Source organism: Levilactobacillus namurensis (genome assembly GCF_032197885.1).
Lineage (GTDB): Bacteria > Bacillota > Bacilli > Lactobacillales > Lactobacillaceae > Levilactobacillus > Levilactobacillus namurensis_A.
Genome location: NZ_CP134159.1, coordinates 1,354,453 through 1,368,634 on the forward strand (window position 1 = coordinate 1,354,453; position 14,182 = coordinate 1,368,634).

Here is a 14,182-nt window from a genome sequence, read left to right on the forward strand (position 1 = left end):
ACGAGGTGTTTACGATAATGATAACCCAGGAACGTCGCTTTTTGTACCAACCCAATCCCGTTAGCAGCATGATCAACTGGAGTTGGACGTTCATGTTCTTGTTCATGGGCGCCATCTTCTGGCTGGAAGTGACCCACTTCAACTGGATCACCCTCAGCTTCTTCATTGCCTTTGCCTTTCTATGCTGGCTCGAGATTCACTTCCGCAACATCAACATGGCGAACCAAGTCTTGACGGTCAGCACCGTCCTGAATCACCGCAACCTGGTGATTCCACTTCACCAGATCAGCCACGTTTCCCTATCCCGTTACCGGTTAGGAATCGTTGCTCAGGGCCGCATCTATCAATTCCTGTTACCTAAAAACTCGGCCATCGAGTTGGCCAGTCTGATTACCGAAGCCATTAGCACCACTGACACCAAGGGGGAGAACCATTAATGAGTACCGATATTGAGATTTCACAAGCGACACCGTTAGAACCCATCGAAACGATTGCGGGGAAGGTGGGGTTAACCCCCGACCAGATCGAGCCGTACGGCCACACCAAGGCAAAAATTACCCTGCCACTCAAGGGAACGCATCAAGCCGGGAAGCTAATCCTGGTCACGTCGATCAATCCTACTCCCGCGGGTGAGGGAAAATCAACGGTCCTGATTGGCCTGGGGGATGGCCTGAACCGACTGGGTCATAAGACCGTCTTGGCGCTGCGGGAACCCTCACTAGGCCCCGTCATGGGTTTAAAGGGCGGCGCGACTGGTGGCGGTCACGCGCAAGTCGTTCCGATGGAAGACATTAACCTGCACTTCACTGGGGACATGCACGCGTTGACCGAAGCGCACGACACGCTTGCGGCCTTGATCGATAACCACATCCAACAGGGGAACGCACTGCACTTAGACCCCCGGCAAATCGTTTGGAAGCGGGTCTTAGATATCAACGACCGGGCCTTACGTCAAACGGTGATTGGCTTGGGTGGTCGGACTTCTGGTGTACCACGCCAGGATGGTTTCGATATCACCGTAGCGAGCGAACTGATGGCGGTCCTTTGCTTGAGCGAAAACTTAACCGACCTCAAACGGCGGGTCAACCGCATCCTGATTGGCTATAACACCGATAAGGAACCCGTAACGGTCGGTGATCTAAAAGTCGTCGGGGCCATCACGTTACTGTTAAAGGACGCCATCAAACCGAACCTAGTTCAAACATTAGAGCACAATCCCGCGATCATTCACGGGGGACCGTTTGCCAACATCGCTCATGGCTGTAACTCCGTGTTAGCGACCCAAACCGCTTTGCAGTTGGGCGACTACGCGGTCACCGAAGCCGGCTTCGGAGCCGACCTAGGGGGCGAGAAATTCATGGACATCAACGTGCCTGCCGTGGGTCAGGCACCGGACGCGGTGGTCATCGTGGCCACGGTCCGGGCGTTGAAGTACAACGGCGGCGTTAAGCGGGCCGACTTGGAGACCGAAAACTTAACGGCACTCCAAAAGGGGAGCGCTAACCTGATTCGCCACATTCACAGTATGCAGCAATACGGCATCCCCGCCGTGGTGGCCATCAACCGGTTCACCAGTGATACCGACGCCGAAGTGGCCTTGCTGACGAAAATCGTGCAGGACTTAGGCGTTGCAGTCGCCACCACGACCGAATGGGCCGACGGGGGCGCCGGGGCCGAAGAACTGGCTCGCCAAGTCGTCACCGCGGCTAACCAGCCCAGCACCTTCAAGCCATTGGTTCCCGCTGGCTCCGACCTGATGACTCAGATGACGGCGATTACGCAGAAGATTTACGGGGGCGCTAAGGTTGAATTATCCGGAAAAGCCCAACGTCAGCTGAAGAAATTCCACGAACGCGGCTGGGATACATTACCGGTCTGCATGGCGAAGACGCAATATTCACTGACCGACGACGCTAAGCAGCTGGGGGCCCCTAAAGACTTTACGATCCACGTCCGGGAGTTCTCACCACGGTTAGGCGCTGGCTTCGTGGTGGCCTTGACGGGTAACGTCTTGACCATGCCGGGGTTACCTAAGCATCCCTCTGCTTTGGATATGGACATCGCCGCCGATGGAACGATTACCGGCTTGTTCTAAGTTGATAACCGCGAATTGAGACAAAACAAGAAGCCGTTAACGACAGAGTCTCGTTAACGGCTTCTTATTTTATCCAAAAGTTTTAATCAAAGGTTACGACTGGCTTTAAAACTGAGCCATTCTTAGATGCTACAAACCCATCGTTGATATGGTCGAAGTCAAAGAATTTGATCAATTTATCAAACGGGAACCGTCCTTGTTGGTAGTAAGTAATCAATTGTGGGATAAAGATTTGGGGAATCGCGTCACCTTCAACTAGACCAGAAATCTTTTTGGCCTCGGCTAACAGATCATCCATGAGGTTAAACGTGACCTCACCACCCATGCCCAAGGCTACGCACTCACCACCTGGCCGTAAAGCGTGAACGGCCTCTTTGACCACGGTTGGAACACCGGTGGTATCGATTGTGTAGTCAGCACCTTGGGGGAGAATAGCTTTCAATGCCGTAGCAAGATCCTCAGTACGACTATTGACGGCTTCGGTAGCCCCCAACTCCTGAGCCAACGCTAACCGGTTATCAAAAATATCGACTGCAATAATGTGGGACATTCCCGCAAGCTTTGCCGCCATCATTGCTGATAATCCGACAGCGCCAGTTCCAAAGACGATAATGGTGTCGTCCGCTCGAGGATTTAGGTAGTTTAGGACGGTTCCAGCACCAGTCTGAATACCACAACCTAACGGCCCCAATAGTCGTAAGTCAACGTCATCCGTCACTTTGACCACACTGTGTTCGTCAGCGACGGCGTATGTTGCGAATGAGGACTGTCCAAAGAAGGTCGATAGGGGACGTCCATCTGCTAAGTGCAGGCGGTGACTACCATCGTAGTTTTTCCCACCGAAGTTAAGTTCATTGAAATGCAGACACATGCCTGGGTGACCAGCAAGACAGTTTGCACAGTGTCCACAATAGGAGAATGACAAGACGACATGGTCTCCCGGGCGAACGGTTGTAACGCTTTGTCCAACTTTCTCCACGATTCCCGCACCCTCATGTCCTAGAACAGCTGGTAGCGGGGTGGTTTGACCGTCGCGTCCAGCCGTGTCAGTGTGACAGATTCCCGTCGCCACTAATTTAATTAAGACTTCGTTAGCTTGGGGTTCTGCTAGGGTGGCTTCTGTAATGGTTAATTCGGGAGCAGTACCATCAGCGTAAGCGGCTTTAATTTTCATAATTAAGTTCCTCCTGCTTGCTTTTTACTTCACAAACAGTATATCAGGAACCTTTTCAGCTGTATTCTGCTAAAATAAGGTGTGACCCGAACTAAAAGTTCGTCTATGGGAGGCTCAATTATGGAAGAAAAACAACTGCAGCTCTTTATTGCTTCTGCACAATTAGGTAGCTTCCAACAGGCTGCTGATCAGCAATTCATGTCGCAACGGGCGGTCTCCAAACGCATCTCTAACCTAGAGGATGAATTAGGGACCAAACTCTTTAACCGCGAAAAAAATAAGATTATCCTGACTACTGCGGGACATCACTTCTTAGCACGAGCTATGGAGATTCTGAACACGATGCAACTGGCCAACTACGAAACAAAACAGTTTGCACCAAAACAACAACACATTTCAGTTGGATACTTCTCTCCATTTGATGGGGCGTTGTTGCGCTCAGCTTTGTTAAGCCTTCCGCCAACGGTCAATACCATCATTGAGGAAAAGGGGAGTGAACATCTTATCTCCGATGTTTTATTGGGACGTCTGGACTGTGCCCTCATCCTTCAAAATCAGGACAGTTCGCAAATTGACCAAAACAACCTTGTCAGTCTTCCCATTTTAGAAAGTCCTTTAGTTATTGGTGCGAATCCCCAATATCAATATCTGGACCAGACACACCACCTCACGACCACACTTCGTCAACTCCCTGTGATTTACTATAGCGTTGAAGAGTCTGAATACCTTCAAAATATCTTTAAGGTCCAACTTGGACAATTGGCTAGCGTTATTAATATGCATCGCGTTACTTCCTATGAACACATGCAACTCCTAGTTAGCCTAGGCAAGGCACTCTCCTTTTATCCAGAACGATTACTTGATCAAATCAGCAATCCACATGATGCAATTCAGTACATACCGCTGAACACACCCCAGTTATCCGCAACCTTTGTGCTAATTTATCGCCGTGATTGTCAGAACCCGGTGGTCCATCAATTAGGTTGCCAATTAAAAAGTACCAGCTAGGAGCCTCCTCCTAACCGGTACTTCTTTAGTGATCCTTCTTAACGGCATGGTGATAATCCCATAGGGTCTCGCAAATCGACACAAAATCGTCCTTGGTCAGCGCGTGGCCTTCTTGGTGTTCCATCAGGCCTAGGGCGGCCAAAATCATCGCACTAGGGGTTTGCCCGGCCGCCATGTTCGAGTCGACGTGGGTCTCACCAGCGGCGTCACTGTAGATTTTAATCTGGGTTTCTGCGGAATTTTCTGCTGCCATCCTTTTTCCCTCCTGAGTCAAGACTGGTTTCATTATAGCATGTCCTATCTAGGGGCGTTTTGCGTAAAATCCGTCAGCAATTAACCGTCAGCGCGGGTTTTCTGGTATACTTTTCTCCAAGTGAACTTTATAGGAAAGGTGTTTTTAAATACAATGCTGATTGCAGATTCAATTCTCATCATCATTCTGGTGCTACTCGACCAATGGATCAAGCACGCCGTCGTGGCCAATATCGCACTAGGGGGGCAGCATCCCGTCATCAACGGGGTCTTCTCGTTGACCCACCTGCAAAACGATGGGGCCGCCTGGAGCATTCTCCAGGGGCAGATGTGGCTCTTTACCGTAATCGCCCTAGTCGCCTTAGTGGTGATGGGGGTCTTCTTCTGGCGCTACCGGAACCAACGCGAACACTGGGTCGAAGAATTAGGACTGGCGTTGATGATGGGCGGGACGATCGGAAACTTTATCGACCGGGCCTTCCAGGGATACGTCGTGGATATGTTCCAATTAGACTTTATCAACTTTCCCATCTTCAACTTTGCGGATAGCTGCTTGACGGTCGGCGTCATTTTAATCATGATCGGCGTCTTTCTAGCTGATCAACGGGAGGCACACCATGGAAATTAAGGAATTTACGGTCGATCAAAAATTACGCCTCGATAAACTGGTCGCGGTCATGGAACCCACCATTTCGCGCTCGCAGGCCAAAGCGGGGATCGAAGCGGGGAACATCACGGTGGACGGCAACGTTGTTAAGCCCAAGGATATCGCCAAATTAGGGGCTACGGTGCACATCGCCTTACCAGACCCCGAACCGTTAGATCTAACTCCAGAAAACATCCCCTTAGACATCGTCTATGAGGATAATGACGTGATAGTGGTCAATAAGCCTCAAGGCATGGTGGTCCATCCCGCACCGGGACACCCCAACCATACGCTGGTCAACGCGCTGCTGTACCACAGTCCGCTCTCAACGATCAACGGTAAGTTCCGGCCGGGCATCGTCCACCGGATCGACAAGGATACGTCGGGCCTACTGATGGTCGCCAAGAACGACCACGCCCACCAAAGCCTGTCTGCGCAGTTACAAGCCAAGACCAATCTCCGCGAATACGTGGCCATCGTTCACGGAAACTTCAAGGAAGATCAAGGTATCGTCCGGGCACCCCTGGGCCGGTCACCTAAGGACCGTAAGAAGCAGGCGGTCGTCGCCGATGGTCGTCCCGCTGTGACACACTTTCGGGTCCTGGAACGGTACGGCGACTATACCTTGATTGCTTGTCGGTTAGAGACCGGCCGGACGCACCAGATTCGGGTGCACCTGGCCTACATTGGTCATCCCGTGGCGGGCGATCCGCTGTATGGGCCCAAAAAGACGCTTAAGGGCGCCGGCCAGTTCCTACACGCACGTGAATTGGGCTTTAAGCAACCCACCACGGGGAAAGAACTGGTCTTTACGGCGCCGGTGCCGCCCATCTTCGCAGCGACGATCGAGAAACTGCGGAAACAAGCGGGGTTGCCGGTTGACAAAGCAATTTAGTTTTTTTATGCTAAACGTAATCATTAAACGGGTTTGCCAGTAATCAGGCGGGCGGGTTTCTTCACCATGTTGCCGAAGAAATCTGCCCGTTTTGACTAACCCCAGCTGATATAAACTTCGAGGAGGAAATGAACATGCCAAAGGTAGTTGTCGACGCAATGGCGATGCAACGGGCACTGACCCGAATTACATACGAAATCATTGAACGTAATAAAGGGGTCGACGATTTGGTCATCCTAGGAATCAAAACCCGGGGCGTCTACTTGGCTCAGCGCATCGCGAGTCGCTTGCAGCAACTAGAAAACGTCACCGTTCCCGTTGGCGCGCTGGACGTGACCCAGTTCCGTGACGATATCGACCACGATTCTGAAAATGATGATCCGAAGGTTTCAGCCGCGGACATCGATTTTAGCGTGGAACAAAAAAAGGTGATTCTGGTCGATGACGTGCTGTACACGGGCCGGACGATTCGGGCCGCCATGAGTGCCATCATGGCTCTGGGACGGCCCAAGAGCATCAACCTGGCTGTGTTAGTGGACCGCGGCCATCGGGAATTACCGATTCGTGCGGACTTTGTCGGGAAAAACATCCCCAGTTCCCAACGTGAGCGTATCAAGGTTTCCGTGACGGAAATCGATGACCGTGACGCCGTTGAGATTATCAAAGCCTAAAACACTGCGAACTGATAAAGGGGCCGATTTTGCATGGCAAAACGTTATTTGATTCTAGAAGACGGCTCTGCGTACGCTGGTGAAGGATTTGGGGCCGGCGCAACCACGAGCGGTGAAGTCATATTTAATTTAAACTTACTCGGCTATCAAGAAACGATTACCGACCAAATCTATCATAACCAGATTATTATTTTTGCCCAACCGGCCATTGGCAACGTGGGCATCAACCACGATAGTTACGAATCGATTCTCCCGACTGCTAAGGGAATGGTGGTCCGGGACCTCACGAACATCTCGACGAACCGGTTATCTAAGCTATCCCTAGATGAATTCTTGCGTCAACACAACATTCCCGGAATCAGTGGAATCGATACCCGTCACTTGATTCGCAAACTCCGAACTGCGGGGCCCATGAAGGGCAGTATCGTCGATGTCGCGGACGCGCACGCGTTCGACCAATTGAACGCGACCGTGTTAACGAATCGTCAGGTGGACCAGGTCGCCACCCCCAAGCCGTATCCCAACCCGGATACGGGGAAGAACGTGGTGGTCATTGACTTTGGCTTGAAGCACGGCATCTTGCGGCAACTTTCTGAACGCCGCTGCAACGTCACCGTGTTACCCTGGACGGCGAGTGCCCAAGACGTCTTGAACCTGGACCCGGATGGCGTCTTACTCTCCACGGGACCCGGGTCGCCATTAGACTTAGGGACGGGGGTCCTGGACATGATTCGCGAAGTACAAGCGGAGATTCCGCTCTTTGCGATTGGCCTGGGCCACGAACTCTTTGCACTGGCCAACGGCGCAAAACTAACGCCGTTGCCCGTTGAATATCACGGTAGCGGTCATCCCATTCGTCGAATCATTACCAACGATATTCTGTACGCGACTCAGGGCCAGGGGTATGCGGTCGTGGCGAAGTCCATTGACCGGGACCGGTTGATCACGACCTACGTCGATCTGATCAACGGGACCGTACAAGGGCTGCGGCACCGGGATTTCCCCGCCTTTTCGGTCCAATTCTTTGCGGACGGCGCACCGGGCCCCCACGAAAGCCGGGACCTATTCGATGAATTCATGGAAGCGATGACGTCACGGGAGGGATAAGACTTGCAGAGCTTGACTAATTTACAGAAGGTCTTAATCATCGGCAGCGGGCCCACTGAGATCGGTCACGAGACCGAGTTGGACAGCGCCACTGTTCAGGTTTTGACCCAATTTAAGAAGCACGGCGTCCGAACGCTGGTCATCGACAACAACCCGTTTTCGGTCGCCCTAGAAGAGATTCAACCCACTAATATGTATATTCAAGCCGTCACGACGCCTAACGTGCGGCACATTTTAGAAAAGGATCATCCCGACGCCTTGATTGCGACGTTAGGGGGCTTACAGGGGATTCGAATTGCCCAAGAGCTCCTCGAAAACGGCGATCTAGGGCGCTACGGGGTGACCCTATTAGGCATGCCAACGTCAACGTTACGCCAGATCAATAATCCGGCGGACCTCAACGCGACACTCAAGGAAATCCACGAACCCGTGATCGAAGCCCAGGTCGTCCAGACCACGGACGAAGCGCTGGGGTTAGTCGAAAATATCGGGTTCCCGTTGATCGTTAAGCCCGTGGCCCCCCGGGTAGATACCAACCGGACAATCTGCGAAAACGTCGACGACATGCTGACGGCGCTTAACCAGGGGTTCCAGCAATCCCGCTTTGACCAATGCACCCTGGAACGAAGTGTCGTGGGGTACAAGGAAGTCGAGATGGTGGCGATTCGGGACGCCGCCGACACCGAGCTTCTGATCAGTGGTCTGGAGAACGTCGACCCCATTGGGATCCACTCCGGGGATTCCATCGTGGTCACGCCACCACAGACCCTCACGGACCGGGAGTATCAGGACCTACGCGACGCCACGTTTAGAATCGCGACGGAGTTTGGCATCATTGGCGTTTTACACGTCAGTTTTGCGTTGAACCCCGCTAACCAACACTTCTATGTGACCAAACTCGCGCCGTACTTTACGCGAGGCGTTTCCCTGGCCGCTCGGACCGTGGGCTACCCCGTGTCACTCGTGACCGGCGCCTTAATGTTGGGGCAACGACTAGTCGACGTGAAGCTCCCCAGCCAATTTACCAAGCAGACGGCCGTGATGGAACCGACTAGCGACCACGTGACGGTCCGCATTCCTCTGTGGCCGTTTCAGGAAGTGCCCGACGCTGACCAGCACCTGGATACGGCCATGAAAGCCGTGGGGTCGACGATTGGTATCGGTCGCTCCGTCGAAGAGGCCATGTTGAAGTCCGTCCGGAGTTCACAATTTTCACCCCGGGACGTCCTGCCCTCCGTCAGCAATCTGACCGACGGGGAACTGATCAGTCAGCTGATTCATCCTCTGGCTAACCGCATCTTGGTGTTGATCGAAGCCTTACGGCGGGGGTACTCGCCAGACGAACTGAGTGAATTGACCAAGATCGATGCCTTTTACTTCGTTAAGTTGCAACACCTCTTGACCATTGAACGGCAGATTCAAGAACATCCCCGTGATGTAGAAGTCCTTCAACGGGCCCGGTACTACGGCTTTGGGGACGGGATGATTGCCCGTATCTGGGATACCGACACTGCGACGATTCGTCAATTGTCGGCAGAAGCCCACATCCAACCAACTTATAAGATGATCGAGCCCACCGCCGGCGAGTTTCCGGAAGCGCTTAGTGGCTACTACAGTACGTTTGAGTACGAAAACGAGAGTCGCGCGTTAGGGGACCGAACTGCCTTAGTCCTTGGACGGGGCGGCAATCAGTTGGGCCCGAATTCCGCGGCTGAGTACTTTACCACGGAAATGCTCAAACAACTCAAACGGGCGGGGTACCATACGATTCTGATGAATACTAACCCTAACGCTATCGGCATCGCTCCGGAATTCTCGGACAAGCAATACGTGGATCCCATCCAATTGGGGGACGTCCTCAACGTGATTCAGGTCGAGCATCCCGATATCGTGATCGTACCGGGGAACCGGCATTACCTGACGCGGGAGCTGAAGAAACTCGACTTGAACTTGCACGTCTTACCACCGGATCAAGAAACGGGGGAGCCGGCGCCCAAGATGGCCACGATTGGCGTGAGCCTGTTCGTACATCAGCAGCAAAAAGTGGCTGTCGGGGTCATGGATATGCTGGCACCTGGGATGAACAAGTCGCTCTCCCAAGTCACGGCTTTCCGGATGCCCGCCGAACTACCTAAGGCCAAGCGTAACAATCTGGTCGAGCAGGCCAAGCAAGCCGTTAGCGAACGGCAGTTAACGGGGATGGTCCAAGTCCTCTTCGCGCCGAAGGGGGATACCAAGCAGCTGGAAGTCGTGGGGGTCCGCCCAACCCGGTTGACCGAAATGGCCTTCTTGAGCAAGGTCACGGGGATCAACTGGGTCCGCATGTTGACCCGGCAGCACATCCAAACACTGGATGCGGCCGAGTTGGCTAAGATTACGGTCGACATTAACAGCACGCGGGTCGCTCTGATGAACGCGGCCTTCCCGTTCCGCCAACTACACGTTTTGAATCGGCCGGGGTCGACCAATCAAGAAGTGGGGGCAACGATTGCGTTTGGGTCCAGTGAAGCGTTGACCTTAAGTAATTTGAGCGATACAGAAGAGTTAGATCAAATTATTAACCGTACGATTTAGCACCCATGCGCAACTTCGAAACTTTTAAATTAGTTGTGCTGACCAAAAAGGACACCATCAGTCTTCCTGATGGTGTCCTTTTCAAACCTGTATCTACCAATTAAGGGTTGTTTGCCGCTAATTGATCAACAATTTTAGCTTCCGGCGTGACGAAAACGGTCTTTTGCCCCGTAAAGATGACAAATCCTGGCTTAGCGCCATTGGGTTTGTGAATCCGTTTAACGGGCACATAGTCGACCGGTACTGTACTTGAATCCCGTGCCTTGGAGAAGTAGGCTGCTAGGTTCGCCGCCTCTAAAATCGTGTCTTCGCTAGGATCCGCGGCGTGAATAATCACGTGCGACCCCGGCATGTCTTTAACGTGCAACCAGATGTCCGTCCGCTTGGCCGTGTGCAACGTGAGCTTATCGTTCTGCAGGTTATTCTTCCCCACGGAAATCTTAGTCCCGTCGCTAGCGGTAAAGCGGTCTGGTTGACTAATCTTCTGTTTTCGCTGTTTCTTGGCCTTCTTCATATGGTCATGGTCGCGCAGGTAGCCGCCTTGCTTCAGCTCCAACTTAATGTCGATGAGGTCCTTAGGGGCAGCCAGCTCGATTTGGGCCATAATGTTTTCGAAGTAGTCAATGTTCGCCTTGGTCTGGGCCAGTTGTTCCGTCACGTAAACTACCGCGTTCTTCGCCTTTTGGTACCGTTTGAAGTACTTCTGGGCGTTTTGGTTAGGGGACAGCTGGTTGGACAACGCAATCTTTAAAGGTTTCTCGTTGTCGTAGAAGTTCGGCAGGCTCACGGACGTTTCGCCTCGTTTGACCTGGTAGAGGTACGTGGTCAGAACTTCTCCCTTAATCCGGTACTCGTCCGCATTTTCCGTCTCCGCCATGGTCCGTTGCAGCTTCTTGTACTTGTTGCGATTCTTCTTCAGCTCGTTACGGACGACCCGAATCAAGACGCTTCCCTGCTGTTGGACCCGGTCACGTTCAGCTTTATCCTGATAGTACGTGTCCAAGAGGCTACTGAGGGTGGTCGCGGACTGATTCTGCCCATCCGTGGGGTAAGGGAAGGCGGTAAAGCTGGTCTTGCCCTTCGCCGAGATAGCTAAAGTGGGTTGCGGCGTGTCGAACTTGGCGAAGAAGGCCGTGAAGTGAGCCGCAACGTCGCCCGGCTCATGCAGGGCCGTAGCGAGGGCTGCCGCCGTATCTTTACCCAATCCTTGATACTGATGTTGCAACGTCGTGGCCAAGACGTCGCGGTTAGGGTAGTCCCGAACCGTTTCCGCCAGGTCGGGACGCGGACCCGCAAAGGGGTTATCCAGATCTTGCTTCGGCGGGGTGATGTACAACGCCCCTGGTAAGAGGAGGCGGTAGCGGTTCTGGTCAGACCCCACGTGTTTAATGGCGTCGAGAATCTTGCCACTACCTTGATCCACTAAGATGACGTTACTGTGCCGCGCCATGATCTCAATAATCAGGTGGAGTTCTTGCTGGTCTCCCAGTTCGTTACGGGAGGTGAAATGGAGGTGGACCACCCGGTCATTGGCCGCCTGGGTCACGTCCTTCAGGATGGCCCCCTGCAGGTACTTCCGTAGAATCATCGTAAAGTTCGTGGGTACCGGCGGATTAACGTACGGAATGGTCGTAATTTGAATTCGCGCATAGGTTGGGTTCGCAGATAACAGAACGGGGTAGTTATGCCCGTTGGCCCGAATCGTCAGAACGATTTCGTTGGCGTAGGGCTGATTGATCTTGCTGACTCGGCCCGTTGCCACCGTTTGACTAAGCTCGTGGACCATTGCATGGGTGAAAGAACCGTCAAAGGACATGGAATCACACCTTTCAATTTAAAATTTATCTTCGTTAAAAAAAGACAACACAATTTAAATTATAACGATTGCCCCGGGGATGTGCAAAGAAGTTTCCTCACGACTTAGGCAACTGCAACTTGCGAGCGAATCTCGCAATTCACGCTTGTGACCAGCAAGCATGTCGTTGTATAATGCAACTAAAGGAGTGAGGCCCGTTGAAATCAAGTTTAGCAGCGTTAATGACGGTCACTAAGGCCGAACAGACCCTCTTACGCCGGCTGACCAAAGCCCACCATTTGACGGTCGCCGAATGGCAACTGTTGGACCATATTGGTGGGGGTGCCAACACCCAAGAGAGTCTCGCCGAAGCAACTCGGCTGGACACCTCTACTTTAAGTCGGCAACTAAAAGGATTGGTGACCAAGGAACTGATTAGCAAAAAGGCCGTTGGTCGGGATAAACGGCAGTTGATTTATACCGTGACGGATCAGGGGGCCGTCACCGCTTCGGCGATGAATCGCGATTTCGAAGACTTAGCCGATCAGATTTTTGAACATTGGTCAGACGATGAACGCAATCTTTTACAGATTCTGTTGAACCGACTCGCTAAAAGCATGGATCGTCAACGCACCTTTTCAGAACATTCTTAGTAAGGAGTGACTCACCATTCAATCACGTTTAATTGTTATCTCGCTAGACGCTCTAGGGAGTCGAGACCTCGATGAACACCTGGACGATTTGCCGAATTTACGCCGACTGCTGGCCACCGGAACCCGGGTCAAGCGGGTGCGGGGCATCTATCCCACACTAACTTATCCCTCCCATACCACCATTATCACGGGGCAGTATCCGCGAGAACACGGAATCGTGAACAACACCAAGCGCCAACCCCAACGCCAGTCTCCTGATTGGTATTGGTACCAGCGCGATGTTAAAGTCCCAACGCTGTACGACTTAGTTCGGCAGCATCATCAAAAAACTGCTGCCTTTCTATGGCCCGTCACGGCAGGAAGCAAGATTACGTACAATCTAGCCGAGATTTTTCCGAACCGCATCTGGACGAACCAGGTTCTGGTATCCCTTAAGGCTAGCAGTCCGGCATTTCTGTTACGCATGAATCAGAAGTATGGCCACCTTCGCCGTGGGATTCAACAACCGGAATTAGACGACTTCATCACAGCGTGTGCGGTCGACACGATTACCCATAAGAAACCGCAGTTAACCCTTATCCACCTGGTCGACATGGACAGTATGCGTCACCGGTACGGTGTACGGTCACCGCAAGCCATGGCCGCCTTACGCCGCTTGGACAAACGGGTGGGCCAATTGATCGACGCCACGATCGAAGCGGGGACCTTTGCGGAGACCAACTTTGCGATCCTGGGCGACCACTACCAGATCAACGTGGACCACATGATTCACCTGAACCAAGCCTTCGCCCAACGGGGATGGTTAACCGCCACGAAAGAGGGTACGGTGAAGAACGACTGGCACGTCTGGGCCAAGACCTGTGACGGGTGTACCTACGTCTACACGCGCAACTTTGCGGACAACCAGGCGCTTAAGACCCTGCTGGAACAGACCGAAGGGGTCGAACGGGTCATTTCCGGTGACGCGGCAGCTAGTCGGGGCGCCGACCCGCAGTGCCAGTGGCTGGTCGAAGCCCAAGCGGGGTATTACTTTACGGATGAGACCCACCGGCCAGCCGTCGTGGAAGCCGTCGACCCTGAGACCCTGGGGCAACCAGACCGGTACCATGGCGTTCACGGGTATGATCCCGATAAGCCGGATTACTTCACTACCTTGGTACTTGCGGGACCAGCCATTAAGTCGGGACACGTCATTGACACCGCTGAATTGGTCGATGAAGCGCCAACGTTTGCACACTTGTTAGGTGTTCATTTCCCTGAACCCTTACCAGGGCACGCGTTAACGGATGCCTTTAAGGATTAGGAGTGTGCA

13 protein-coding genes are annotated in these 14,182 nt (G+C 52.9%); 10 read left to right on the plus strand and 3 right to left on the minus strand.

Features of this window, described 5'->3' with window-relative positions; genetic code table 11:
• Positions 1–17 precede the first annotated feature (17 nt).
• Both RIN67_RS06510 and RIN67_RS06515 read left to right on the plus strand, forming a co-directional pair.
• Positions 18–437: an EbsA family protein gene (locus RIN67_RS06510; protein WP_264998803.1), complete on the plus strand. Its 420-nt coding sequence runs from the start codon at positions 18–20 to the stop codon at positions 435–437.
• Positions 437–2,095, plus strand: a complete 1,659-nt coding sequence (locus RIN67_RS06515; RefSeq protein ID WP_313825970.1) for a formate--tetrahydrofolate ligase — start codon at positions 437–439, stop codon at positions 2,093–2,095. The genes RIN67_RS06510 and RIN67_RS06515 overlap by 1 nt, the downstream gene beginning before the upstream one ends.
• Positions 2,096–2,177: 82 nt before the next feature.
• On the opposite strand, the gene RIN67_RS06520 is transcribed toward RIN67_RS06515, so the two are convergent.
• A complete protein-coding gene (locus RIN67_RS06520) occupies positions 2,178–3,269 on the minus strand; it encodes an NAD(P)-dependent alcohol dehydrogenase (RefSeq protein WP_264998805.1) in 1,092 nt (363 codons plus the stop codon).
• Positions 3,270–3,389: 120 nt separating this feature from the next.
• Here RIN67_RS06520 and RIN67_RS06525 point away from each other — a divergent pair, with 120 nt between their 5' ends.
• Positions 3,390–4,277: a LysR family transcriptional regulator gene (locus RIN67_RS06525; RefSeq protein WP_264998806.1), complete on the plus strand. Its 888-nt coding sequence runs from the start codon at positions 3,390–3,392 to the stop codon at positions 4,275–4,277.
• Between the two features lie 25 nt (positions 4,278–4,302).
• Here RIN67_RS06525 and RIN67_RS06530 read toward each other — a convergent pair whose 3' ends face one another.
• Positions 4,303–4,530, minus strand: coding sequence for a hypothetical protein (locus RIN67_RS06530; protein ID WP_264998807.1), 228 nt, complete (start codon positions 4,528–4,530; stop codon positions 4,303–4,305).
• Positions 4,531–4,683: 153 nt separating this feature from the next.
• On the opposite strand from RIN67_RS06530, the gene lspA reads away from it, so the two are divergent.
• The 5 genes from lspA to RIN67_RS06555 all read left to right on the plus strand — a co-directional run bounded on the left by lspA (position 4,684) and on the right by RIN67_RS06555 (position 10,422).
• Positions 4,684–5,157, plus strand: coding sequence for a signal peptidase II (gene lspA / locus RIN67_RS06535; protein ID WP_107739908.1), 474 nt, complete (start codon positions 4,684–4,686; stop codon positions 5,155–5,157).
• Complete coding sequence (locus RIN67_RS06540) at positions 5,147–6,070, plus strand: RluA family pseudouridine synthase (RefSeq protein ID WP_264998808.1); 924 nt, start codon at positions 5,147–5,149, stop codon at positions 6,068–6,070. Before lspA ends, RIN67_RS06540 begins: the two co-directional genes overlap by 11 nt.
• A gap of 134 nt (positions 6,071–6,204) precedes the next feature.
• Positions 6,205–6,741 carry a bifunctional pyr operon transcriptional regulator/uracil phosphoribosyltransferase PyrR gene (pyrR, locus tag RIN67_RS06545; protein WP_313825969.1) on the plus strand — a complete coding sequence of 179 codons (537 nt, stop codon included), beginning with the start codon at positions 6,205–6,207 and terminating at the stop codon, positions 6,739–6,741.
• A gap of 33 nt (positions 6,742–6,774) precedes the next feature.
• Positions 6,775–7,848, plus strand: a complete 1,074-nt coding sequence (locus tag RIN67_RS06550; RefSeq protein WP_024746333.1) for a carbamoyl phosphate synthase small subunit — start codon at positions 6,775–6,777, stop codon at positions 7,846–7,848.
• Between the two features lie 3 nt (positions 7,849–7,851).
• A complete protein-coding gene (locus RIN67_RS06555; RefSeq protein ID WP_264998810.1) occupies positions 7,852–10,422 on the plus strand; it encodes a carbamoyl phosphate synthase preATP-grasp domain-containing protein in 2,571 nt (856 codons plus the stop codon).
• A 100-nt stretch (positions 10,423–10,522) separates the two neighbouring features.
• Here the strand turns inward: RIN67_RS06555 and RIN67_RS06560 are convergent, their stop codons facing one another.
• A complete protein-coding gene (locus tag RIN67_RS06560; RefSeq protein WP_264998811.1) occupies positions 10,523–12,238 on the minus strand; it encodes an NFACT family protein in 1,716 nt (571 codons plus the stop codon).
• 197 nt (positions 12,239–12,435) lie between these two features.
• Here RIN67_RS06560 and RIN67_RS06565 point away from each other — a divergent pair, with 197 nt between their 5' ends.
• On the plus strand, positions 12,436–12,870 hold the full coding sequence (locus RIN67_RS06565) for a MarR family winged helix-turn-helix transcriptional regulator (protein WP_024746330.1): 435 nt from the start codon (positions 12,436–12,438) through the stop codon (positions 12,868–12,870).
• Between the two features lie 16 nt (positions 12,871–12,886).
• Positions 12,887–14,173 (plus strand): alkaline phosphatase family protein, encoded by a 1,287-nt coding sequence (locus RIN67_RS06570; RefSeq protein ID WP_264998928.1) that lies wholly within the window; start codon positions 12,887–12,889, stop codon positions 14,171–14,173.
• Positions 14,174–14,182: the final 9 nt, after the last annotated feature.